Genomic DNA, 20844 nt, shown 5'->3' on the forward strand with positions numbered 1-20844 from the left:
CTGATGATGAGGGGGTGATTCCTTCTGGATACTTCGGTGTGTCAAAGGCGAACGCCGTAATGAAAGGCGTCACCCGGGAGTTCTACGCAGTTGCCTGCGGATCTCGGCGAAGGGTGGCAGTTACGCACACATTCGACAACACATCACCGCAGACCCGCTCACCACAAGGGTGGTCTGGGCGTACGCGTGAACAGTCATACAGCAACTATCTTGCATCGATGCAAGATTTGTCAAACGGTGCCGTACAGGCGATCTCCCGCGTCGCCCAGCCCGGGCACGATGTAGCCGACGTCGTTGAGCTTCTCGTCGAGGGCGCCGAGCACGATGGTCACGTCGCGACCTTCGGTGGCCGCCTCGACTGCTTCGAGACCCTCGGGCGATGCGATGAGGCAGACGGCCGTGACATCCACTGCGCCTCTCGCGAAGAGGAAGTCGATCGCGGCGATGAGGGAGCCGCCGGTTGCGAGCATCGGGTCAAGAACGAAGCACTGGCGGTTCGACAGGTCGTCAGGCAGTCGCTCGGCGTAGGTCTCGGGCTGCAGGGTCTCCTCGTTGCGAACCATGCCCAGGAAGCCGACCTCGGCCGTCGGGATGAGCTTGACCATGCCCTCAAGCATGCCGAGCCCGGCGCGCAGGATGGGCACCACGAGGGGGCGGGGCGAGGAGATTGCGAGGCCCTGGGTCTCGGCGACCGGGGTCTGGATCGTGACGGTCTCGACCCGCACGTTGCGCGTCGCCTCGTAGGCGAGCAGCGTCATGAGTTCCTCGGCGAGCGCACGGAACGTCGGCGACGGGGTGGTCTTGTCGCGCAGCACGGTGAGCTTGTGCGTGATGAGCGGGTGGTCGGCAACGTGTACTCGCATAGGCTCAATCTACTGGAGGTCAGGATGCCCGACTACGAGCAGCTCATGCGCGATGCGATTCAGGATGCCCGGCTCGCGCTCGCGACCGACGACGTTCCCGTCGCAGCCTTTGTGCTCGACGCCGCGGGCAACCGCATCGGCTCGGGTCGCAACGAGCGCGAGTTGCTGCACGATCCAACGGCTCACGCGGAAGTGCTGGCCATTCGCGAGGCGGCCGCGGCCCTCGGCGACAAGCACCTGTTGGGAACGACCCTCGTCGTCACGCTCGAGCCGTGCGTGATGTGCGCGGGCGCGATCCTCAACGCCCGCATCCCGCGCGTGGTGTTCGGCGCGTGGGACGAGAAGGCCGGCGCGGTCGGCAGCGTGCACGACCTGCTGCGCGATCGGCGGCTGGGCCACCAGGTGGAGGTGTTCGCCGGCGTCGAAGCGGAGGCCTGTGCCGACCTGCTGCTCGAGTTCTTCCGCGCGCGCCGCTAATCCGCGGCCTTGATGACGAACGCATCGGTCGCGGGGTTCGCCTCGTTCGGTGCGGAGTAGACATCCGGCTCGATGTAGATGACCCGGGCAGCGGGGACCACGGCCCGGATGCTTCCCTCGAGTTCGTTGATCGCCGTCGCGACATCGACGAGGCGCTCGGCCCGACCGAAGGCGACCTTGGCGGCGACGAGCAGTTCGTCCGGGCCGAGGTAGAGGGTCTTCATGTGGATGAGCGCCTCGACCTGCGGCTGCGCGTTGATCGCATCCCGAATCGCCGTCGTGTCGTGGGCACTAGCGCCCTCACCGACCAGCAGGCTCTTGGTCTCGATGCCGAGCACGATCGCGACGAGTACAAGCAGCACGCCGATCGCGATGGTGCCGATGGCGTCGAAGGTCGAGTTGCCGGTGATCACGGTGAGGCCCACGCCGACGAGGGCGAGGATCAGGCCGATGAGGGCTGCGAAGTCCTCGAGCAGCACAACGGGAAGTTCGGGGGCCTTCGCGTGGCGGATGAAGTTCACCCAGCTCTCCTTGCCGCGCACGTGGTTCGACTCGATGATCGCGGTGCGGAACGAGAAGCTCTCGAGCACGATCGCAATGAGCAGAACGGTGATCGGGATCCACCAGTTCTCGAGCGGGTGCGGGTGCTGCAGCTTGTCGATTCCCTCGTAGAGCGAGAACACGCCACCGACGGAGAACAGGATGATCGAGACGACGAAGGCGTAGACGTAGCGCTCTCGACCGAAGCCGAAGGGGTGGGTGGCGTCGGCCTTCTTCTTGGCCTGGCGACCGCCGAGCAGCAACAGTGCCTGGTTGCCGGTGTCGGCGAGCGAGTGCACACCCTCGGCGAGCATCGAGCTCGAGCCCGAGAAGGCCGCGGCCACGAACTTGGTCACGGCGATTCCCGCGTTCGCGAGCATTGCCGCGACGATTGCCCTGGTTCCACCTGATGCGCTCATGGCCCAATCCTAGAATGTCCTTCGTGAGCACAACTCTTCCTTCCATCGCCATCCTCGGAACCGGGTCGATGGGAGGCGCCATCCTCGCCGGGCTGCTCGATCCGGACGTGACGGTGAGCGGTGGCATCCGGGTCACCAACCGCACTGCTGTGAAAGCGGATGCCCTCGCCTCCAATCGCGTCACGTCGCTGTCGACCGAGCGCGACCCCGACGCGAACCGTGCCGCCGTCGCCGGAGCGCGAATCGTGCTCGTCGGGGTGAAGCCCGCCATGGTTCCCGACCTGCTGCGCGAGGTCGCGGATGCGCTCGAGCCGGACGCGATCATCGTGAGCGTTGCCGCCGGCGTCACGATCGCGACCATGGAGTCGCTCGTTCCGGGCGCCGTGCTGCGGGCGATGCCGAACACGCCGTCCGTCGTCGGCCGCGGGGTGACCGGCCTCTCGGCGGGCACCCGCTCGACCCCCGAGGATTTCGACCTGGCCCGCGCGCTCTTCGCGACGGTCGGAGATGTGCTCGCCGTTCCGGAGGAGAAGATCGACGCGCTCTCGACCATCTCCGGATCCGGTCCTGCCTACGTCTTCCTCCTCATCGAGGAGCTCACCCGCACGGCTGTCGGCATGGGCTTCACGCCCGAGGAGGCAGCGGTGATGGTGAACGGGACCTTCCGCGGGGCATCGGAGCTGCTCGCGCACTCCGACGAGGATCCCGCCGAGCTGCGCCGCCGCGTCACGAGCCCCAAGGGCACAACGGAGCGGGCGATCGCCGTGCTGCAGGACGCGAACCTCAGCGAGGTGTTCGACCGTGCAACGACCGCCGCGCTCGCCCGGGCGAAGGAACTCGCCGCCGGCTGAGCCTCGCACGACGAGGGGCAACCCGCAGCCCGTTCATAGGGTCCTGATAGCCGCGACCTCCAGAGTCGTTTCCACGAGATGGCGCCACGAGGCGCCCGATGGAGGAACGAACATGGCAGCCAAGAAGCCGGGCCCCGCGACCGAACCCACCCCCGACGATGCCGTCGCCACGACCCCGATCGTCGAGTCGGCGGCAATAGCTCCCGCGGCTGCGACGCCGATCGAGCCTGCAGCGATAGCTGCTCCGGATGCCCCGACCGCCGCCCCCGCGGCTGCGACTGTCGCGGCTCCGGCTCGCCCCCGCCTCGCGAAGAAGGTGATAGCCGCGATAGCCGTCGGATTCGTGCTCGCGGCCGGACTCCTGTTCGGCGGTGGCCTGGCCGTGGGCCTCGCGATACCTGACGGCGGTCGCGGACCGGGCAGCGCCCAGCAGGGCGGCTTCCCCGGCGGCGGACCCGGCCAGGGCACCACGCCCGGCCAGGGTGGACCGCAGTCCGGCCAGGGCGGCCGCGGCGGCGCCGAGCAGGGCACGCGCCCGACGCGACCCGGCAACGGCTCGACCGATGGCGGTAGCGGCTCCGACGACGGCACCACCGAGGAGACGACGCCCGAGGAGGGCTAAGCTCCGGAATTGCCCACTTCTGTTGCCTCGAACCACCTTCGAGGCACGGAAGTGGGCACCTCGGCGGTCAGCTCTGCAGGCTCGCGAATTTCTCGATGTCGGCCGAGTTGCCGCTCACGATGATCAGGTCGTGGTTCGAGATCACCGTCTCGGGGGTCGCGTAGGTGAAGTCCTTACCCGGAGCCTTTACCCCGACGACCGTTATCCCGTATTTTCTGCGCACCTGCGATTCTGCGAGCGGGATGCCACGGATCGGCTTCGGCGGATACATCTTGACCAACGCGAAGTCGTCGTCGAACTCGATGAAGTCGATCATGCGACCCGAGACGAGGTGGGCCACGCGCTCGCCGGCCTCGGCCTCGGGATAGATCACGTGGTTGGCGCCGATGCGCGACAGGATCTTGCCGTGCGACTGGCTGATCGCCTTCGCCCAGATCTGCGGGATCTTGAGGTCGACGAGGTTCGCGGTGATGAGCACCGACGCCTCAATGGATGACCCGACCGCTACGACCGCGATCGCGAACTCCTGCGCACCGATCTGGCGCAGTGCGTCGATGTTGCGGGCGTCGGCCTGGACCGCGTGGGTCACGCGCTCCGACCACTTCTGCACGAGGCCCTGGTCTTCGTCGACGGCGAGCACCTCGCGGTCGAGGCGGTCGAGCTGTCCGGCCGTTGCAGCGCCAAAGCGCCCGAGGCCGATCACCAGCACCGGTGCGTCGTGGGGAATCCTGTCAACCAACGATGGGCCTCTCTTCTGCTCTCGTAAACAACTGCCTGCGCTGGCTCGCCGCGAGGGCCGCCGCGAAGGTCACGGTTCCCACGCGCCCCAGGAACATGGTCGCAGCCAAAACGTATACCCCCGAGTCGGGAAGTGACGCAGTGAGTCCCGTGCTGAGGCCGGAGGTCGCGAAGGCGGAGATCACCTCGAAGAGCACAACGTCGAGCGTCGCCCCCGAAATCTGCAGCAGGATGATGCACGCTGTGGCCACGGTCGTGGCCCCCCAGAGCACCACGCTGACCGCGAGGCGCAGCACGTCGCCGGGGATGCGGCGGTCGAACGCCTCCATGGCGACGTTTCCCCGGGCCTCGGCAAAGGACGCGAGGAACAGCACGGCCAGGGTGGTGACCTTGATGCCGCCGGCGGTCGAGGCGGAGCCGCCGCCGATGAACATCAGCATGTCGCCGACCAGAAGGCTCGAGCCGTTGAGCTCCGCGATGTCGATGGTCGAGAAGCCGCCCGAGCGGGTCATCATCGACAGGAAGAACGGTTGGAAGAAACGCTGGCCGGGATCAAGGCCGGCAAAGGTGCGCGGGTTGTTGAACTCGAGAACGAAGAAGGCGAGTCCACCGAGCGCGAACAGCAGCAGAGTTGTGGCGAGGGTGAGCTTGACGTGCACCGACCAGCGCTTCGGGCGGCGAAGGTTGCGCATCAGCACGTAGATCACCGGGAAGCCGACGGCCCCGAGGAAGACGCCGAGCATCAGCACGCTGAGAAACCAGTAGTCGGACGCGTAGGGCGCGATGCCCTCGACGGTCGGCGAGAATCCGGTGTTCGTGAATGCCATGAAGGAGTACCAGAACGACTGGTAGACCGCGCCCCCGAGCGGCACGCCTTCGGCCAGGATGCGGGGGAACAGCAGTATCGCGATGAACAGCTCGATCACCAGAACGCTCAGCGCGACGGTGATGAGCAGCTGCCCGATCTCGCCGAGGCGCACGGCCTGGCTCTCGGCCACTCCCTTGTTCATGCGCAGGGGATTCGAGTCGCTCGCCGCGAGGAGTCGCTGGCGCAGCCCGAGCTTGCGGGAGATGACGAGGCCGAGGATGGACGCGAGCGTCAGTACCCCGATGCCACCGATCTGCACACCGAGCATGATCATCGCGTGCCCGAACGGCGACCAGTAGGTGGCCATGTCCACGGTCGCCAGACCCGTGACGCAGATGACCGACACCGCGGTGAACAGCGCGTCGGCGAGCGGGGGGACCTCGCCCGTCGCCGTCGAGATCGGCAGCAGGAAGATCGCGGTGAAGACGAGCACGAATCCCGCGAAGATGAGGATCGCGAAGCGGGCGGGCGTTGCCGCCGCAAAGTGCTCGAAATAGTCACGCGTGCGCGCGAAGATCGAGTCACGCGACACAGGCTTCGTGCGCATGAACTTCCTTTCGCTGCAGACGCCGAACTGGATGTCATGGTACCCCCAGCCGGTCATCGCTAACCTGTTGCCATGGCCGACATCTTCGACGCGATCTCCAACCCCGCCCGCCGCAGCATCCTGCAGGTGCTTCTCGAGGGCGACGCGTCCAGTTCGGCCATCGCCGCGGCCGTGCCGCTCGAGGCCGCCGAGGTCACCCGACAGCTCGCCATCCTGCGCAAGGCCGGGCTCGTGGTGTCGACCGGCGAGGGCGCGAAGAAGACGCACCACCTCGACCCCGCGCCCCTGCAGGAGCTTGATGGATGGCTCGTTCCGTTCCTCGACGCGGCGGGCTCGTTCCACGGCTCCGGTGAGCCCTCGGTCTTCGGCGCATGGTCGGGCGCCGACGTCGGTGGCACCATCGGACGGGCGGCCGCGGACCGTTCGCATCAGGCGCGCACGGTCATCCAGGACGTATCGGATATCGTCTCGAGCAAGCTGCCGAAGACCGTCACCGAACGCTTCGCCCGCATGGGCTCGAAGGATGCCCCGAAAGGGTCGTAGACACGGGGTTGCGCGAACCCCTATTCTTACGTCTCAGCACACCAGTAACACTGGTAACACGTGCGCGGAACGGGAAACGGGGTGGGTCGATGTCGGGAGATCTCTCCGACGTACGGTTCCTGACTGTCGCTGAAGTCGCCGACATGATGCGCGTCTCCAACATGACCGTCTACCGGCTCGTGCACGCCGGCGAGTTGCCGGCGATCCGCTTCGGCCGGTCGTTCCGCATCCCGGAGTCTGCTGTCGCGACCGCGATCCAGACCCCGATTTCACAGGTCGGCTGACCCCCGGAGTTTCCGCCCTTGCTTCGTGCGCTAGACTTGCGCAGTATATTTTCCACGGTTCTGTAAGCGGACCGATTGGTCCGTTCCGAAAAACCAGTGAGGTCCCTATGGGTTCAGTCATCAAGAAGCGCCGCAAGCGTATGGCGAAGAAGAAGCACCGCAAGCTGCTTCGCAAGACGCGTCACCAGCGTCGTAACAAGAAGTAGAGATTTTCCACGAACAGCGTCAGGCATCGCCTGGCGCTGTTTGTCGTTAACTAGGCTTGTCCCGTGTCCGCCGCGAAACTCACCCTCATCGGTAAGCCCGGTTGTCACCTCTGTGACGACGCCCGCGCGGTGGTCACCACGGTGCTCGCGGACTTCGAGTCCGTGACGCTCGACGAACTGTCGATACTGGATGACGCCGCACTGCACGAGCAATACGTCGAAGAAATACCCGTACTGCTGCTGAACGGCCGCGTGCACAACATCTGGCGAGTGGATGCCGACCGGCTCCGCCGCTCCCTCGAGGAGGCAACCGCATGATCAGGCACGTCGTTTCATGGAAGCTCGCGGCAACGGACGCGGCGCAGCGCGAGCTGGATGCCGCCGCGATCATCGAGGGCCTCGAGTCGCTGCCCGCGTTGATCCCCGAGATTCTGTTCTTCCAGGTCGGCCGCAATGTGGCGCCGTACGCCGACAACTGGGATCTCACGCTCGTCGCCGACTACGACTCGCTCGACGCACTCGAGGCGTACCAGGTGCATCCCGAGCACCAGCGGGTCGTGGCGATTGTGAAGCCCCGCGTCGGGGCGCGCTCGAACGTCGACTTCGAGGTCTAGTCGACCTCGACGGTCTCCGCACCGGGCGCGTTCGTCTTGACCGACTCGATGCCGTTCTGGGCGCTCGCCTTCGATGAGTACCCTTCGGATATCGCGATGACCTGGCCGTTTCCGGCCTTCAGGCGAAAGCGGTACTCGCCCCTGCTGTCCTTATAGAGCTCGAACGTTCCAGCCATGGCGCACTCCTTTGTGGGTGAAGTGGCTCCCGATGTGGAGTCGAGACCAGTGTGCTCCGAAGAGCACCCGACACGCTAGGGCAGCAGGCGCGTCGGTCCGCGGAACAGGTAGGTCGCCTCGCGGATGTTCGGCATCTTCAGCAGCAGCATCAGCACGCGGCTGAGGCCCATGCCGAAACCACCGTGCGGGGGAACGCCGTAGCGGAAGAAGTCGAGGTAGAAGTCGAGCTCCTCGGGCTCGAGGCCCTTCTCCTTTGCCTGCTCGATCAGCACGTCGATGCGGTGCTCGCGCTGGGCTCCGGTCGAGATCTCGACGCCGTTGAAGATGAGGTCGTAGCTGTTGGTCAGTGCAGCATCGCCCTCGTGGCGCATGTGATAGAACGGGCGGATGCTCGAGGCGTAGTCGGTCAGGAACACGAACTCGTGGCCGTAGGTCTCCAGCGCCCAGGCGGCGATCTGGCGCTCACCCTCGGGGTCCATGTCGTCATCCGCTCTCGGCACCTCGTAGCCGCGCTCGGCGACGATGCGCTTCGCCTCGGCGAGCGGCACGCGCGGGAACGGCACGGTCGGCACAACGACATCGACGTCGTAGAGTGCCTTGATCTCGTCGCCGTGCTTGTCCTTGATGGCCTGAAAGCCGGCCACAAGAAGTTCCTCGTGCACCTTCATCACGTCTTCGTGGCTGTCGATCCAGCTGAACTCGGTGTCGACACTCGTGAACTCGGTGGCGTGACGGCTCGTGAAGGAGGGGTCGGCGCGGAAGGCCGGCCCGACCTCGAAGATCTTGCCGAAGCCGGCGGGCTGCGCCATCTGCTTGAAGAACTGCGGGCTCTGGGCGAGGTACGCCTTGCGCTCGAAGTAGTCGACCTCGAACAGCTCGGCCTTCGACTCGCTCGCCGAGGCCATGAGCTTCGGGGTGTGGATCTCGATGAAGTCGCGCTCGACCCAGTAGGTGCGCAGCGCGTGCAGGAAGGTGGTCTGCACCTTGAAGACGAGCGAGTTCTTCGGAACCCGCAGGTCGAGGAAGCGCCAGTCCATGCGCTTGTCGCCGCTGGAGTCCTCGGCGATGGGGGAGACGGCTGCCTCGGAGACGACGGCGAGACCATCGAGCTTGATCTCGACTCCGCCGAGCTTCACGCGCTCGTCGTGCTTGAGCTCACCGGTCGCGGTGAGGAAGGTGCCGACCGTGAGGGCGCTGATCGTGTCGGCCAGCTCATCGGCGAGCGGCGTGCCATCCTCAGCAAAGTTCTTCGGGTGCACCAGCTGGGTGGCACCCGACTCGTCGCGCAGCACAACGAACTGCACCTTCTTCTGGTCCCGGATCGTGTCGACCCAGCCGGATACGGAGATGGCGCCGTCGGATGCCGCGGCGAGGTCCTTGATGAGGGTGCGTTCAGTCACCCCAAGAGTTTACTCGGGTGGCGCGCTCGTCTTCTCTACAGGCTGTAGAACGTAGACTCGTGGGGTGCCAGCAACGCTCCTGCATCTCGTCCGTCACGGCGAGGTCCACAACCCTGATCGTGTGCTCTACGGGCGTATCCCGGGCTTCCACCTCAGCGGACTGGGTGTGCGCATGGCGACCCTTGCGGCCGAGTCCCTCGCCGGCAACAACGTGACCGCCCTGTATGCGAGCCCGCTCGAGCGAGCGCAGGAGTCCGCCGCCCCCTGGGCCAAGAACTTCGGACTCGAGATCCAGACCGAAGAACGCATCATCGAGCCCACCAACAAGTTCGAGGGCCAGAGCACGGCCTTCGGCCCCAAGATGCTCACCCAGCCGCGCAACTGGCCGTTTGTGGTCAACCCGTTCCTGCCGAGCTGGGGCGAGCCCTTCGTCACCGTTGCCGCCCGGGTCATGGCAGCGATGCACGACGCGTGGGAGAAAGCGGACGGCGGCGAGGTTGTCATGGTCAGCCATCAGATGCCGATCTGGATGATCGCCCGCACCGTCGCCGGAAAACCCCTGTACCACGACCCCCGCAAACGCCGTTGCTCGCTCTCGAGCATCACGACCCTCGAGCACCGGGATGGCCGCTTCGTCGAGGTCAACTATCAGGATCCTGCGCGAGAGTTGCTGGCAGCATCCGTCGATCTTGGAGCAGTGTGAAACGCCCCCTCCCGACCGTGGCCCTCCTTGCCGCGGCAGCCCTCTTTCTCGCGGGCTGTGCCAACGACCCCCTCGCCGAGCAATACCGCGAGGGCACCGAGCAGAACTACATCTCGGGTGACGGCACGGTCACCGAGATAGCCGTCGACGAGCGCGAGTCGGCCGTCGACTTCGAGGCGACGACCGACACCGGCGAGACGGTGTCCTCCGAGGACTACCGCGGCGAGGTGCTGGTGCTCAACTTCTGGTACGCCGGCTGCCCGCCGTGCCGCGCCGAGGCTCCCGACCTGCAGGAGCTCAACGAGCTGTTCGGTTCCGACGGTGCGTCCTTCCTCGGCGTGAACACCCGCGACCAGGCGGCGAACTCCCTGACCTTCGCCGAGAAGTACGGCATCACCTACCCCTCGGTGCTCGACGCCGAGGACGGCAACCTGCTGCTCGCGTTCTCCGGAACGGTCGCCGCGAACGCCGTGCCCACCACGCTCGTGATCGACCGCGAGGGTCGGGTCGCCGCGCGCATCCTCGGCCGTCTCGACGGTCCGTCGACGCTCAAGACCCTCATCCGCGACGCCCTCGCGGAAGAGGGCTGACCGTGGGGGAGCTCGTCGGCGACGGACAGCTGCTTGTCGCCATACCCATAGCCGTGCTCGCAGGGCTCATCTCGTTCCTGTCACCGTGCATCCTTCCGCTGGTGCCGGGCTACCTCGGTTACGTCGGGGGACTCGCCGACTCCGACGGCAAGGCCGGGCGCCGTCGACTCCTGCTGGGTGTCGGCCTGTTCATCCTCGGCTTCATGGTCGTCTTCACCGTGATGAATGCGCTGTCGGGCGCGGCCGGGCTGTGGCTCGTCATCCACCGCGAACTGATCACCCGCATCGCCGGGGTCATCGTCATCGCCCTCGGCCTCGTCTTTATCGGGCAGTTCGGCTTTATGCAGCGCACGGTGAAGCCCCGCTGGGCGCCCGCGACGGGCCTCGCCGGCGCACCGCTGCTCGGCATCGTGTTCGGCATCGGCTGGACGCCGTGCCTCGGCCCGACCCTCACCACCATCACCCTGATGAGCCTCGACAGCGGGTCGGCCGCCCAGGGCGCCCTGCTCGGGGTCTTCTATTCCCTCGGGCTCGGAATCCCGTTCCTTCTTGTCGCGCTCGGCTTCGGCTGGGTCGCGACGAGCGTCGCCTGGGTGAAGCGCAACATCCGCATCGTCAACATCGTGGGCGGCTCCATCCTGATCCTCATCGGCGTGCTCATGGTTTCCGGCCTGTGGTCGCTGTGGCTCAACTCTCTGCAGGCGGTGATCCTTGGCTTCCTCCCGGCCCTCTGACCACATCGATTCCCCGGCTCCCGACCCGGGCATCGCCCAGCCGCGCCTCGGCGTCATCGGCTACCTGCGCTTCTTCTGGCGCCAGCTCACGAGCATGCGCACGGCGCTGTTCCTTCTGCTCCTGCTCGCGTTCGCCGCGATCCCGGGATCGCTCGTTCCGCAGCGCTCCGCGGACCCGAATGGCGTTATCGCCTACCAGGCCGCCTACCCCGATCTGTTCCCTGTGCTCGACGCCCTGCAGGTATTCGACACCTACAGCTCGGTCTGGTTCTCGAGCATCTACCTGCTGTTGTTCGTCTCGCTCATCGGCTGCATCATCCCGCGCACCAAATTCCACCTGAACGCGCTGCGTGCTCGCCCGCCCAAGACTCCCGCGCGCCTCGAACGTCTCGCCGGCTTCACGACCAGAACAACGGATGCCACTCCCGAGGCAGCCCTCGCAAGCGCTCGCGCCCTGCTGCGCAAGTCGGGGTACCGCGTCGAACAATACGGATCCAGCGTCAGCGCGGAGCGCGGCTACCTGCGCGAGACCGGCAACCTGGTCTTCCACACCGCACTGGTCGGCATCCTCGTCGCGGCCGGCATCGGAGGCGGGTTCGTCTACACCGGCCAGCGTGTCATCGTTGAGGGCCAGAAGTTCGTCAACGTGCGCGCCGACTATGACGCGTTCAACCCGGGACGCTTCGTGACGAGTGCTGTCGGGCTGCAGCCTTATCGCATCAGCCTCGACCGCTTCGAGTCGGTCTATGAGCTGGAGAATCAGGACGCGGTCGGGCAAGCCACCGACTACACGGCTTACATCTCTACGACGGTGCCCGGCCAGAAGGACGCCACGGCGACCATCAAGGTCAACGAACCACTGCGCATCCAGGACACCGACGTCTACCTGCTCGGCAACGGCTACGCGCCCACCGTCGTTGTGCGCGACCCCGAGGGCAAAGTCGTCTGGACCGACTCGACGCCGTTCCTCCCGCAGGACGCCAAGCTCACCTCGAGCGGCGTCATCAAGATCCCCGACGGACTTGCCGAGCAGGTCGGCATGATCGGGTTCTTCTACCCGACCGCGGCGAAGCTCGACACCGGGGCGTTCACCTCCGGATTTCCCGGCCTGCTCAACCCCATGCTGAGTCTGCGCGTCTACACCGGCGACCTCGGCCTCGACGACGGCGTGGGTCGCTCGGTATACCAGCTCAACCCGACCGGACTCACACCGATCGCCGGCGACGGCGCCGATGTGCCCGCCATCCAGCTCGGCCTCGGCGACAAAGTCGACCTGCCGGGCGGCCTCGGCAGCATCGAGCTCACCGAGGTCAAGCGCTTCGCATCGTTCGACATCCATCACGACCCGACCCAGATCTGGGTGCTCGTGTTCGCGCTGCTGATCCTCGGCGGCCTGCTCACGGGACTCTTCATCCCGCGCCGTCGCGTCTGGGTGAAGGCGAAGCAGCAGGCCGACGGAACAACCCTCCTCGAGTACGCGGGGCTCGCCCGCGGCGAGGACCCCCGCTTGGATGAAGCTGTGGCCGACCTCGCGACGGCGCACGCCGCGAACTTCCCGAATAAGGTGTAAACGTGACCGAACTCTACGCAACGATCTCCCTCATCTCCGTGTACTCGGCGATGGCGGTGTACACGTTCGCCTTCATCGCGTTCACGGTCGACCTCGCCCGCCGGTCGGCGCCCGCACCCGAGCTTGTCGGGGCGACACCCGTTGCTGCAGCGGTGGGACAGAACGGCCGCACCGGCCTCCTCACGCGACTCGCGACGGACGTACCGGCCGAGGCGACCCCGAAGGGCTCGCGCTCTCTTCGCGTCGCCATGGCCCTCACGGTCGTTGGATGGCTCCTCCACGTCGCTGGAATCATCACTCGCGGCATCGCTGCCGGCTATGTGCCCTGGTCGAACATGTACGGGTTCGCGCTCACCGCCACGGGTATCGCCGTCGGAGTGTTCCTCGCCGTGCAGTTCTGGCAGGATCTGCGCTTCCTCGGCGCGTACATCATCGGCTTCGCCCTAGTCTTCCTCGGGCTCGGCACGGTCAACTTCTACGTCGCCATCGTTCCGCAGCCGGTTCCCCTGCAGTCGGTCTGGCTCGTCATCCACGTGTTCGTGGCGACCCTCGGGACGGCATTCTTCGCAATCGGCGCGGGCCTGTCCCTCGTACAGCTGCTGCAGGACCGGCGCGAGCGCACCGGCGCCGGGCCCCGCTTTCTCGAAACGCTGCCGACCGCGACCCAGCTCGAGAATCTCGCCTACCGCGTCATCCTCATCGGATTCGTGTTCTGGACCTTCACCCTCATCGCCGGCGCCATCTGGGCGGAGCGCGCGTGGGGCCGCTACTGGGGCTGGGACACCAAGGAGGTCTGGACGTTCATCATCTGGGTCATCTTCGCCGGCTACATCCACGCGCGAGCGACCCGCGGCTGGCGAGGCTCGCGATCGGCCTGGCTCGCGCTGGTCGGGTTCGGTGCCGTGCTCTTCAACTTCACCATCGTGAACCTCTTCTTCAAGGGGCTCCACTCGTACAGCGGGCTCTAACCGCATACCCGGTTTCGGCCGATTCTGCCCCAGAGCGGGGGCCAAAACGCTGTGCGCATCCCCCAAGAGGACGACTTTTTTCGGCGTAGGGGCGACAAAACGGCCCAAAGTGCGTACCGTGGATGAGTCCGACGATTCGTAACTGTTGCTGGCCGGTGCCTCCCTAGAGGTGCGCGAGCCAATGCTTGTATCTTTAAGTTGTTAGGAAACCCGTGCTCTTTAAGCGTTCCCCTGCGAGAAGGCGAGCCCTCTCGAAGCCCGATAAGGCCGCGCTCGCGCTGCCCATTCCCGCGGCTCCCACGGCTCAGTCCACCTCGACCGTGGCGCCTGCAAACGCAGCGTATCCGACCCGCTCCTCCCGCTCCGCGACCCCGGTCAGGCGTGTTGTCCCCGCCAAGCGCCAGGGCCCCAAGAAGCTCCTCGGTCTCCTGACCGTCATCGTCATCCCCGGTTTCCTCGCCGCCACCTCCATCCCCGCCTTCGCGATCGGAACCCCGCCCAGCTTCGGTGAGGCCGAGCTGCTCTCCGCCGAAGGCCACGTCGACCCGATCGACCTGCAGGCGGTCAGCGTGAGCGCTTCCGCTGAGATCGCCGTCGAACGCCAGGCATTCACCGCCGAGACTCACGCCCAGCTCATGTCGCGCAAGGCCGCGACTCTGCGCGCCACGGCCCGTGCGGGGGCCTTCGGTGTCGTCGGACCGCGCCAGGCCGGCGACGATTACCCGTTCCGCGGCCAGTACGGCCTCACCTCGCTGCGCTACGTCGGCAGCCAGTGCACCGACTTCGTCGCCTGGCGAATCAACCGCGACAAGGGCGTCACCGGTGAGCCGTGGGCCTACACCTGGGCAAACATGACCCCCGGCGGCGGTTCGGCCTCCGCGTGGGCGCGCGCTTGGGCCAACAACGGCTGGAAGACGAGCACGACCCCAGTGGTAGGTGCCGTCGCCTGGTTCAACGGAAACCATGTCGCCTACGTCAAGTCCGTCTCCGGTGGCTCCGTGTTCCTCGAGGAGTACAACTGGAACGGCTCCGCGTCGTACCACACGCGAACGATCCCCTCGAGTTCCGTCGCACTCTTCCTGTACCCGCCTCCCTGATCGGCGGCGTGACCACCGGCCATCGAACCCTCGGGTGAGATGGCCGTTGTGGTTTAAGCGGTCAGCTCGTCCCAGACGCGGATCAATCGCGCGTACCACCACGACGTGCGCTCTGCGGAGGCCGCGTGCAGCTCGAGCAGCGCGGGGCTCGGCGTCACGCGCCGCACTGGCAGCTCGCCGTCGACGGGCAGGAGCGGTTCATCCGTCACATCTGCGGCGAGGAGGGCGGCGGTGCCGAGACCGCAGTCGTAGTCGAGCCGGGGAATGGTCGCCGCGAGGTGCAGGCCCATGGAGATGCCGATGGATGTGTCGAGCGCGCTCGAGATGACCGCGGGCAGGCCGGCCTCGGCGACGATGCGACCGGCGCTCACGATGCCCCCGAGTGGCTGGGCCTTGATCACGAGCAGGTCGGCGGCCCCGGCCCGTGCGACGGCGAGTGGATCGACGGCCCTGCGCACGCTCTCGTCCGCGGCGATCGGCACACCCATGTACTTCACGCGCTCGCGGATCTCGGCGAGCTCCGGCACGGTGGCGCACGGCTGCTCGACGTACTCGAGGTCCAACGATGCGAGCGCGTGGATGGCGTGCTCGGCCTCGTCGACGTTCCAGGCGCCGTTCGCGTCGACACGGATGCGGCCCTCCGGCCCGAGGATGCGGCGCACCTCCTCGACGCGGGCGACGTCATCTGCAAGCGACTGCCCGGGCTCGGCGACCTTCACCTTGACGGTGCGGCACGAGCCGAAGCGCGCGAGCACGGCGGCGACCTCGGCGACGGCAACGGCGGGCAGTGTCGCGTTCACGGGGATACTCGAACGCAGCAGCGGGGGAGTGGGGTTCCAGGCGAAGTCGATGCCGGCGGCGAGCCAGGCTGTGGCTTCGGTGTCGTCGTACTCGGCGAAGGGGGAGAACTCGCTCCAGCCTTCGGGCCCGCGGAACAGCAGGGCTTCGCGACTGTCGATGCCCCGGAAACGGGTGGCGAGGGGGAGTGACACAACTCGGGCCGTCGCGAACAGGTCGGAAAGCTGAGGAATCATGTCCCCAGTCTCGCAAGGTTCGGCTGGGAAAGGGTGGACTAGGGTGAAGCGCACAGGGGAGGCACAAACATGGCACAGCGAACCGCAGGCATCGAGGTGTTCCGTCCCCTGTCCCGCAGCGTGACCTCGCGCAGCGCCGCCCCCGCCGAGCAGTCGGACAGCGGCACCTGGCTGATGGGCGCGTGTGCCGCCCTTCTCGCCCTTCTCTTCGCGGCCGTGCAGGGCTACGCGATCGTTGCGGTCGGCGGCGGGGACTACTCGATAGCCCGCACCCTCGCCACGGTCGCGATCGTCGGCACGGTGATCACCGGCCTGCTCGGGCTCGTCGCCCTGCTATTCGGCTTCGGCCGTCGCTGGGGCGCGATCGCCGTGGTGCTCAGTATTCTGGCCAACCCCCTGGCCCTCACCCGCATTCTTGGGGTTCTCGACACGATCAGTTCCTAGAACGAGGCAGAGCGATGGCAGGCTACCGGCAGGAAACGCTCGAACAGACGCAGCAGCGCCTCGCGCTCGGCATGCAGACGACGCTGCCCCTCGCCGAGAAGGGCACGTGGGCTTCGGATGCCGCGGCTCGCCAGAAGCGCTCCGGCTCGTTGGGCAGCATCGTGGTCGGCGTGATCGGCCTTGTGGTCGTCGCTCTCGGCATCGTGGTCATCGCCGGGGTGCTGAACTAACACCTAGGCTGGCAGCATGGCCGCCCAGGGTTTTGTCTCCGAACTGTTCGACGCCGACACCTGGCGCGAGGTGGAGGGGTTCACCGACCTCACCGACCTCACCTATCACCAGGATGTCGCGGGGCGGGTCGCCCGCATCGCGTTCAACCGGCCCGAAGTGCGCAACGCGTTCCGCCCGCACACGGTCGACGAGCTGTACCGTGCTCTCGACGACGCCCGGCAGAACCCGCGCATTGGCGTAGTGCTGCTGACTGGAAACGGTCCGAGCCCCAAGGATGGCGGCTGGGCGTTCTGCTCCGGGGGAGACCAGCGCATCCGGGGCCGGGACGGGTACCAATACCCTGACGGCACCACGAGCACCGGACGCCTGCACATCCTCGAGGTGCAGCGACTCATCCGCTTTATGCCCAAGGTAGTCATCGCGGTCATCCCGGGCTGGGCTGCGGGCGGCGGTCACTCGCTGCACGTGGTCTGCGACCTGTCGATCGCCTCGCTCGAGCACGGAAAGTTCAAGCAGACCGATGCCGACGTCGGCTCGTTCGACGCCGGCTACGGCAGCGCCTACTTCGCTCGACAGGTCGGCCAGAAGTTCGCCCGCGAGGTGTTCTTCCTGGCCCGCGAGTACAGCGCCGAGCGCGCGCTCGACACCGGGGCGATCAACGCCGCGGTGCCGCACGCCGAGCTCGAGACGACCGCCTACGAGTGGGCGCAGGATATCCTCACGAAGTCGCCGACCGCCATCCGCATGCTGAAGTTCGCTTTCAATGCGGTGGATGACGGCATGGTCGGCCAGCAGGTCTTCGCGGGAGAGGCCACGCGGCTCGCCTACGGCACCGACGAAGCAGTCGAGGGCAAGAACGCCTTCCTCGAGAAGCGCGAGCCCGACTGGTCGCCCTACCCCTGGCACTACTGACCCAGGTAGGTCACCTCGACCTCGTCGAGTCCGACGACGATGCGCCGGAAGACGCCATCCTCATCAACGACGATCGTGGCGACGTCCTCGCGGCCGTAGGGGCTCAGGCGGGCCGTGATGGTGCCGCCGGCGCTCGCGTGCAGCTCGGCGATCAGGGCGTTCTCGACGCGCTCGCGGTCGCCGTCGACGAGTTCTTCGCCGCGGTCGTCGAGCAGCACAACGTGCAGGCCGCGCTCGCGGGCTGCGCGGGTCTCAGCGGCGAGACGCTCGCTACTGAACCCGGCGGCCCGGATGCCGTCGCGCAGGGTCGCCTCGAGCAGATCGAAGTCGAGCAGCTCGCGGTCGGTGAAGGTCTTGTTCGCGAGGATCTGTTCGAGCGCAGGGCGGGCGTTGCGCTCGAGTCGCTCGACCTGCAGCTCGCGCTCCTCGACCTCGGCGGCGCGGGCGGCGTGCTGCGCAGTACCGGTGAGCTGCTTCGACTGGATGGCGGTGATCGTCTCGCTGGCTCGCACGAGGAAGCGGGCGAACAGGGTTCCGATCAGCAGGTTGGCGCCCTGCCGCAGCACGTTCTCGACCCCGGAGATGAGTGCCTGGTCGGTGGACACCGTCCAGAACAGCGTGAGGGCAGTAAAAAGCCCGAAGCCGAGCCAGGCGAATCCGGGCCGACCGCGCAGCGCGAGCACGAGCAGGATGAAGGTCACCGTGCCCATGTGCCAGGTCGCGTAGCCGGGGTTGGCGAGGTCCCTGATGCTCCACGGCGAGATGAGTGAGATAAGGGTGGTGAGCACCACGAGCGCGATGGTCGGCGGCAGCGAGAACGGCTGCAGGCCGGGCAGGCCCAGCAGCACGAGCGAGACCCAGAGCATCACGAGTGCGGCGATGCCGGTCACCGGCCAGTGCAGGCCCGGGAGGTTGAGGATCGCTACCAGGGTCGTGGCGAGACCGTAGAAGGCGAGCAGCAGCCGGCCGCTGAAGTCGGTCAGCCGCAGGATTGCCGTTGTGTCATTCGGCACCGTAGGCCCCCTCCGCCGTCCAGGACAGCCGCACGGTAGTGCCGTGTCCGCGCGAGGAGTCGACCGAGGCGAAGCCGCCGGTCTGCGAGTTGACCCGCTTGAGGATGCTGACCCGGATGCCGAGCCGGTCGAGGCCGACGCGGCGCGCGAGGAAGCCGCGACCGTCGTCGGAGATCTCGATGTCGACCCCGGCCGGGCGGAACGTGGCCTGCGCGCGGCGAGTGACGGGGCGTCCGTCCGGCCAGTCGGCGTGCCGAACGCTGTTGCGCAGGGCCTCAGCGAGCGCCTCGGCGAGCGCGTCACCGGTGTCGACGGGGATCGTGAGTGACGAGGCATCCGCCCGGGAGATCACCTCGAGCTCGTGACCGGAGCGCTGGGCAGAACTTCGCAGGTGACTCTCGAGCTCCTCCGCAGTGAACTGCGAGTGGGTCGGGGTGCCGTCGCGGAACTCGTCGAGCTTGTCGAGCGCGAGCTGGGCACTGCGCTGGGTGAGCTCCATGGTTCCGGGCACGTTGCGGGAGGCCGCGTGCAGGGTCGCGAGTACGTCATCGTGCATAAATGCCTGGTAGCGGGCGCGCTGGCTCTCGAGGGTCTGCACCGTGGCGACCCGGGCGACGGCGTCGTGCGCTTTCGCGGCCGCCGCGTCCTGGTCCCGCCCGGCGCGCAGCGCGAGGATGATAAGCGAGAGCATGACCCCGCTGATCAGCGTGATCATCACGGCGTCCTGGAAGGCGAGCGAGGCATCGTCGCTGCTGTAGGCGAGGAACCGCACCACGCCGCTCTCGGCCGCGAGCACGATGAGGAACAGCCACGCCACCACCGGCCGCAGCACCAACCCGGCGACGCAGGCCGAGATGGTGATGATGTTGATGATCCACGGGATGCGGTCGCCCGGCAGGTACTCGCTGACCATCGACGGCTTCCACAACGCGAGGAAGACAACGGCCGAGGTTGCCTGAGTGACCGCGAGCACGCGCAGCACCCGTACGGGAGCGCGGAACGCGATGGTCGCCATCAGCGGCGGCAGCCCCAGGTAGATGGTGATCGCGAGGATCGAGAAGGCCGGGTGCAGGTAGTAGTGCTGCTCGATCACCCCGGGTAGTCCGAGCAGCGTGAACACGACACTGCCGAGCCCGATCGACAGCACAAGAATACGGAAGATGCGGTCGTACGCACTTTCGATGACCACGCGCACCCCCACTCCGCTGACGTTCGGCAACAAGCGTGTCACAGATCGGTCTACCGTGACACGTTTCGCTACCAGCCAAGGTGGTTACAGTTGCTGGATGACGAGACCTTTGCGCGCGGTCTCCGGACCGGACTTCGTTCCTGCCCTGCGTGCGGCACTCGACGGCTCCGGCCCCGCCGTGTTCGCGGGCGAGGCTCCCGCCGGTCTCCCGGCCGAGGTCGCGCGCCGCGTGAGCGTGGTCGTGCAGTCGAGTGGCTCGAGCGGCAGGCCCAAGCGCGTCGCCCTCTCCGCGGATGCCCTGCTCGCGAGCGCAGCCGCCTCCGAGTCCGCCCTCGGCGGCCCCGGGCAGTGGCTGCTCGCCCTGCCCACCACCTACATCGCGGGCATCAACGTGCTCGTGCGCTCGGCCGCCGCCGACACCGAGCCGGTGATCCTCGACCCGTCGGGCTTCACCGCTGAGCGCTTCGCCGAGGCCGCTGCGCGACTCGACCAGCCATTGCGCTTCACGTCGCTGGTCCCCACCCAGCTGCACCGTCTTCTCGAATCGGATGCCGCGACCGCCGCCCTGCGCCGGTTCGACCGTGTGCTGCTCGGCGGCCAGGCGACTCCCGCCGCGCTGCTGGAGCTCGCCACCGAACGCGGGATCCGGGTGACCCGCACCTACGGCTCGAGCGAGACTTCGGGCGGCTGCGTGTACGACGGTGTCCCGATCGGATCGACCCAGGTGCGGATCGTCGACGGCGAGATCCAGCTCGCGGGGCCGGTTCTCGCGGAGGGCTACCTCGACGACCCCGAGCGTACCGACGCTACGTTCCTCGTGGATGCGGGCCAGCACTGGTACCGCACGGGCGACGCGGGGACCCTCGTCGACGGTGTGCTCGCGGTCACCGGCCGGCTCGACGACGTGATCATCTCCGGGGGGCTGAAGGTGTCGCTCGGTGAAGTCGAGGCCGTGGTGCGTTCCCTGCCCGGACTCGGAGACGCCGTTGTGGTCGCGGCGCCGAGCGACGAGTGGGGCGAGACTCCCGTGGTCGTCACGACGGCGGACGGTGCCTCTCTCGAGGACGTGCGGGCCGCCGTGGCCGAAGCGCTCGGGCGGCATGCGGCACCCGCGCGGATCGTGAGCGTTGCGGGCATCCCGCAGCTGTCATCGGGCAAGCCCGATCGGGTCGCGCTGAGGCTGCTCGCAGCGCCGCCTCGCTAGAATCGG

At 67.2% G+C, this 20844-nt stretch carries 27 protein-coding genes; 18 read left to right on the plus strand and 9 right to left on the minus strand.

Translation table 11 applies throughout. The features are described 5' to 3' along the window. Positions 1-230 precede the first annotated feature (230 nt). Positions 231-863, minus strand: a complete 633-nt coding sequence (gene upp / locus EYE40_RS14035; RefSeq protein WP_130982588.1) for a uracil phosphoribosyltransferase — start codon at positions 861-863, stop codon at positions 231-233. Positions 864-887: 24 nt separating this feature from the next. Here upp and tadA point away from each other — a divergent pair, with 24 nt between their 5' ends. Beyond that, positions 888-1340, plus strand: a complete 453-nt coding sequence (gene tadA, locus EYE40_RS14040) for a tRNA adenosine(34) deaminase TadA (RefSeq protein ID WP_240034826.1) — start codon at positions 888-890, stop codon at positions 1338-1340. Here the strand turns inward: tadA and EYE40_RS14045 are convergent. Further along, positions 1337-2299 (minus strand): cation diffusion facilitator family transporter, encoded by a 963-nt coding sequence (locus tag EYE40_RS14045; protein ID WP_130982590.1) that lies wholly within the window; start codon positions 2297-2299, stop codon positions 1337-1339. The two genes, tadA and EYE40_RS14045, sit on opposite strands and share 4 nt — an antisense overlap. Positions 2300-2313: 14 nt before the next feature. On the opposite strand from EYE40_RS14045, the gene proC reads away from it, so the two are divergent. Further along, positions 2314-3150, plus strand: coding sequence for a pyrroline-5-carboxylate reductase (gene proC / locus EYE40_RS14050; protein WP_130982591.1), 837 nt, complete (start codon positions 2314-2316; stop codon positions 3148-3150). A 112-nt stretch (positions 3151-3262) separates the two neighbouring features. Beyond that, positions 3263-3772 carry a hypothetical protein gene (locus EYE40_RS14055; RefSeq protein ID WP_130982592.1) on the plus strand — a complete coding sequence of 170 codons (510 nt, stop codon included), beginning with the start codon at positions 3263-3265 and terminating at the stop codon, positions 3770-3772. Positions 3773-3839: 67 nt separating this feature from the next. On the opposite strand, the gene EYE40_RS14060 is transcribed toward EYE40_RS14055, so the two are convergent. Beyond that, on the minus strand, positions 3840-4511 hold the full coding sequence (locus EYE40_RS14060; RefSeq protein WP_130982594.1) for a potassium channel family protein: 672 nt from the start codon (positions 4509-4511) through the stop codon (positions 3840-3842). Continuing rightward, a complete protein-coding gene (locus tag EYE40_RS14065; RefSeq protein WP_130982596.1) occupies positions 4504-5925 on the minus strand; it encodes a TrkH family potassium uptake protein in 1422 nt (473 codons plus the stop codon). The genes EYE40_RS14060 and EYE40_RS14065 overlap by 8 nt, the downstream gene beginning before the upstream one ends. Positions 5926-5997: 72 nt before the next feature. Between EYE40_RS14065 and EYE40_RS14070 the strand changes: the two genes are divergently transcribed. From EYE40_RS14070 to EYE40_RS14090, 5 genes are all read left to right on the plus strand, one after another. Further along, on the plus strand, positions 5998-6468 hold the full coding sequence (locus EYE40_RS14070; protein ID WP_130982598.1) for an ArsR/SmtB family transcription factor: 471 nt from the start codon (positions 5998-6000) through the stop codon (positions 6466-6468). An 89-nt stretch (positions 6469-6557) separates the two neighbouring features. After that, the gene (locus EYE40_RS14075; protein ID WP_130982599.1) at positions 6558-6752 is read left to right on the plus strand and encodes a helix-turn-helix domain-containing protein; all 195 of its coding nucleotides are present in this window, start codon (positions 6558-6560) and stop codon (positions 6750-6752) included. 107 nt (positions 6753-6859) lie between these two features. Beyond that, complete coding sequence (locus tag EYE40_RS14080) at positions 6860-6958, plus strand: 30S ribosomal protein bS22 (protein ID WP_003792170.1); 99 nt, start codon at positions 6860-6862, stop codon at positions 6956-6958. Between the two features lie 63 nt (positions 6959-7021). Further along, complete coding sequence (locus EYE40_RS14085) at positions 7022-7276, plus strand: glutaredoxin family protein (protein WP_130982601.1); 255 nt, start codon at positions 7022-7024, stop codon at positions 7274-7276. Then, complete coding sequence (locus EYE40_RS14090) at positions 7273-7572, plus strand: Dabb family protein (protein WP_130982603.1); 300 nt, start codon at positions 7273-7275, stop codon at positions 7570-7572. Before EYE40_RS14085 ends, EYE40_RS14090 begins: the two co-directional genes overlap by 4 nt. On the opposite strand, the gene EYE40_RS14095 is transcribed toward EYE40_RS14090, so the two are convergent. Together EYE40_RS14095 and aspS are read right to left on the minus strand one after the other, a co-directional pair. After that, a complete protein-coding gene (locus tag EYE40_RS14095; RefSeq protein WP_130982605.1) occupies positions 7569-7748 on the minus strand; it encodes a YegP family protein in 180 nt (59 codons plus the stop codon). The two genes, EYE40_RS14090 and EYE40_RS14095, sit on opposite strands and share 4 nt — an antisense overlap. A gap of 75 nt (positions 7749-7823) precedes the next feature. Beyond that, positions 7824-9149, minus strand: a complete 1326-nt coding sequence (gene aspS, locus EYE40_RS14100; RefSeq protein WP_130982606.1) for an aspartate--tRNA(Asn) ligase — start codon at positions 9147-9149, stop codon at positions 7824-7826. A 64-nt stretch (positions 9150-9213) separates the two neighbouring features. Here aspS and EYE40_RS14105 point away from each other — a divergent pair, with 64 nt between their 5' ends. The 6 genes from EYE40_RS14105 to EYE40_RS14130 all read left to right on the plus strand — a co-directional run bounded on the left by EYE40_RS14105 (position 9214) and on the right by EYE40_RS14130 (position 14811). Then, positions 9214-9852 carry a histidine phosphatase family protein gene (locus EYE40_RS14105; protein ID WP_130982608.1) on the plus strand — a complete coding sequence of 213 codons (639 nt, stop codon included), beginning with the start codon at positions 9214-9216 and terminating at the stop codon, positions 9850-9852. Next, the gene (locus EYE40_RS14110; RefSeq protein WP_130982610.1) at positions 9849-10442 is read left to right on the plus strand and encodes a TlpA family protein disulfide reductase; all 594 of its coding nucleotides are present in this window, start codon (positions 9849-9851) and stop codon (positions 10440-10442) included. The genes EYE40_RS14105 and EYE40_RS14110 overlap by 4 nt, the downstream gene beginning before the upstream one ends. After that, a complete protein-coding gene (locus tag EYE40_RS14115; RefSeq protein WP_130982940.1) occupies positions 10439-11176 on the plus strand; it encodes a cytochrome c biogenesis CcdA family protein in 738 nt (245 codons plus the stop codon). Before EYE40_RS14110 ends, EYE40_RS14115 begins: the two co-directional genes overlap by 4 nt. Next, a complete protein-coding gene (resB, locus tag EYE40_RS14120; RefSeq protein ID WP_240034827.1) occupies positions 11154-12746 on the plus strand; it encodes a cytochrome c biogenesis protein ResB in 1593 nt (530 codons plus the stop codon). The genes EYE40_RS14115 and resB overlap by 23 nt, the downstream gene beginning before the upstream one ends. A 50-nt stretch (positions 12747-12796) precedes the next feature. Beyond that, a complete protein-coding gene (ccsB, locus tag EYE40_RS14125; protein ID WP_130982942.1) occupies positions 12797-13714 on the plus strand; it encodes a c-type cytochrome biogenesis protein CcsB in 918 nt (305 codons plus the stop codon). 320 nt (positions 13715-14034) lie between these two features. Beyond that, positions 14035-14811 carry a CHAP domain-containing protein gene (locus EYE40_RS14130; RefSeq protein WP_130982611.1) on the plus strand — a complete coding sequence of 259 codons (777 nt, stop codon included), beginning with the start codon at positions 14035-14037 and terminating at the stop codon, positions 14809-14811. 53 nt (positions 14812-14864) lie between these two features. Here EYE40_RS14130 and EYE40_RS14135 read toward each other — a convergent pair whose 3' ends face one another. Then, entirely contained in the window at positions 14865-15845 is a 981-nt protein-coding gene (locus EYE40_RS14135; protein WP_130982613.1) for an o-succinylbenzoate synthase, read from the minus strand. Between the two features lie 69 nt (positions 15846-15914). Between EYE40_RS14135 and EYE40_RS14140 the strand changes: the two genes are divergently transcribed. Genes EYE40_RS14140 through EYE40_RS14150 form a run of 3 tightly spaced genes read left to right on the plus strand, consistent with a single transcriptional unit; the run spans position 15915 to position 17432 of the window. Further along, complete coding sequence (locus tag EYE40_RS14140; protein WP_130982615.1) at positions 15915-16289, plus strand: hypothetical protein; 375 nt, start codon at positions 15915-15917, stop codon at positions 16287-16289. A 14-nt stretch (positions 16290-16303) separates the two neighbouring features. Further along, a complete protein-coding gene (locus EYE40_RS14145) occupies positions 16304-16519 on the plus strand; it encodes a hypothetical protein (protein ID WP_130982617.1) in 216 nt (71 codons plus the stop codon). A gap of 16 nt (positions 16520-16535) precedes the next feature. Then, positions 16536-17432, plus strand: coding sequence for a 1,4-dihydroxy-2-naphthoyl-CoA synthase (locus tag EYE40_RS14150; RefSeq protein WP_130982619.1), 897 nt, complete (start codon positions 16536-16538; stop codon positions 17430-17432). Here the strand turns inward: EYE40_RS14150 and EYE40_RS14155 are convergent. Together EYE40_RS14155 and EYE40_RS14160 are read right to left on the minus strand one after the other, a co-directional pair. Further along, on the minus strand, positions 17426-18445 hold the full coding sequence (locus tag EYE40_RS14155; RefSeq protein WP_130982620.1) for a hypothetical protein: 1020 nt from the start codon (positions 18443-18445) through the stop codon (positions 17426-17428). The two genes, EYE40_RS14150 and EYE40_RS14155, sit on opposite strands and share 7 nt — an antisense overlap. Further along, positions 18435-19676 carry an ATP-binding protein gene (locus EYE40_RS14160; protein ID WP_130982622.1) on the minus strand — a complete coding sequence of 414 codons (1242 nt, stop codon included), beginning with the start codon at positions 19674-19676 and terminating at the stop codon, positions 18435-18437. Before EYE40_RS14160 ends, EYE40_RS14155 begins: the two co-directional genes overlap by 11 nt. A gap of 55 nt (positions 19677-19731) precedes the next feature. Here EYE40_RS14160 and EYE40_RS14165 point away from each other — a divergent pair, with 55 nt between their 5' ends. Then, positions 19732-20838, plus strand: coding sequence for an AMP-binding protein (locus tag EYE40_RS14165; protein WP_130982624.1), 1107 nt, complete (start codon positions 19732-19734; stop codon positions 20836-20838). Positions 20839-20844: the final 6 nt, after the last annotated feature.

This window comes from Glaciihabitans arcticus (assembly GCF_004310685.1).
GTDB lineage: Bacteria > Actinomycetota > Actinomycetes > Actinomycetales > Microbacteriaceae > Conyzicola > Conyzicola arctica.

Excerpts from the sequence above, each read along its gene's own strand:
- EYE40_RS14075 (WP_130982599.1), top strand. The coding sequence starts at position 6,558 with ATGTCGGGAGATCTCTCCGACGTACGGTTCCTGACTGTCGCTGAAGTC.
- EYE40_RS14140 (WP_130982615.1), top strand. The coding sequence starts at position 15,915 with ATGGCACAGCGAACCGCAGGCATCGAGGTGTTCCGTCCCCTGTCCCGC.
- upp (WP_130982588.1), bottom strand. The coding sequence starts at position 863 with ATGCGAGTACACGTTGCCGACCACCCGCTCATCACGCACAAGCTCACC.
- EYE40_RS14165 (WP_130982624.1), top strand. The coding sequence starts at position 19,732 with ATGACGAGACCTTTGCGCGCGGTCTCCGGACCGGACTTCGTTCCTGCC.
- EYE40_RS14150 (WP_130982619.1), top strand. The coding sequence starts at position 16,536 with ATGGCCGCCCAGGGTTTTGTCTCCGAACTGTTCGACGCCGACACCTGG.
- tadA (WP_240034826.1), top strand. The coding sequence starts at position 888 with ATGCCCGACTACGAGCAGCTCATGCGCGATGCGATTCAGGATGCCCGG.
- EYE40_RS14055 (WP_130982592.1), top strand. The coding sequence starts at position 3,263 with ATGGCAGCCAAGAAGCCGGGCCCCGCGACCGAACCCACCCCCGACGAT.
- EYE40_RS14070 (WP_130982598.1), top strand. The coding sequence starts at position 5,998 with ATGGCCGACATCTTCGACGCGATCTCCAACCCCGCCCGCCGCAGCATC.
- EYE40_RS14045 (WP_130982590.1), bottom strand. The coding sequence starts at position 2,299 with ATGAGCGCATCAGGTGGAACCAGGGCAATCGTCGCGGCAATGCTCGCG.
- ccsB (WP_130982942.1), top strand. The coding sequence starts at position 12,797 with ATGGCGGTGTACACGTTCGCCTTCATCGCGTTCACGGTCGACCTCGCC.
- EYE40_RS14135 (WP_130982613.1), bottom strand. The coding sequence starts at position 15,845 with ATGATTCCTCAGCTTTCCGACCTGTTCGCGACGGCCCGAGTTGTGTCA.
- EYE40_RS14090 (WP_130982603.1), top strand. The coding sequence starts at position 7,273 with ATGATCAGGCACGTCGTTTCATGGAAGCTCGCGGCAACGGACGCGGCG.
- EYE40_RS14080 (WP_003792170.1), top strand. The coding sequence starts at position 6,860 with ATGGGTTCAGTCATCAAGAAGCGCCGCAAGCGTATGGCGAAGAAGAAG.
- EYE40_RS14095 (WP_130982605.1), bottom strand. The coding sequence starts at position 7,748 with ATGGCTGGAACGTTCGAGCTCTATAAGGACAGCAGGGGCGAGTACCGC.
- EYE40_RS14065 (WP_130982596.1), bottom strand. The coding sequence starts at position 5,925 with ATGCGCACGAAGCCTGTGTCGCGTGACTCGATCTTCGCGCGCACGCGT.
- EYE40_RS14145 (WP_130982617.1), top strand. The coding sequence starts at position 16,304 with ATGGCAGGCTACCGGCAGGAAACGCTCGAACAGACGCAGCAGCGCCTC.
- proC (WP_130982591.1), top strand. The coding sequence starts at position 2,314 with ATGTCCTTCGTGAGCACAACTCTTCCTTCCATCGCCATCCTCGGAACC.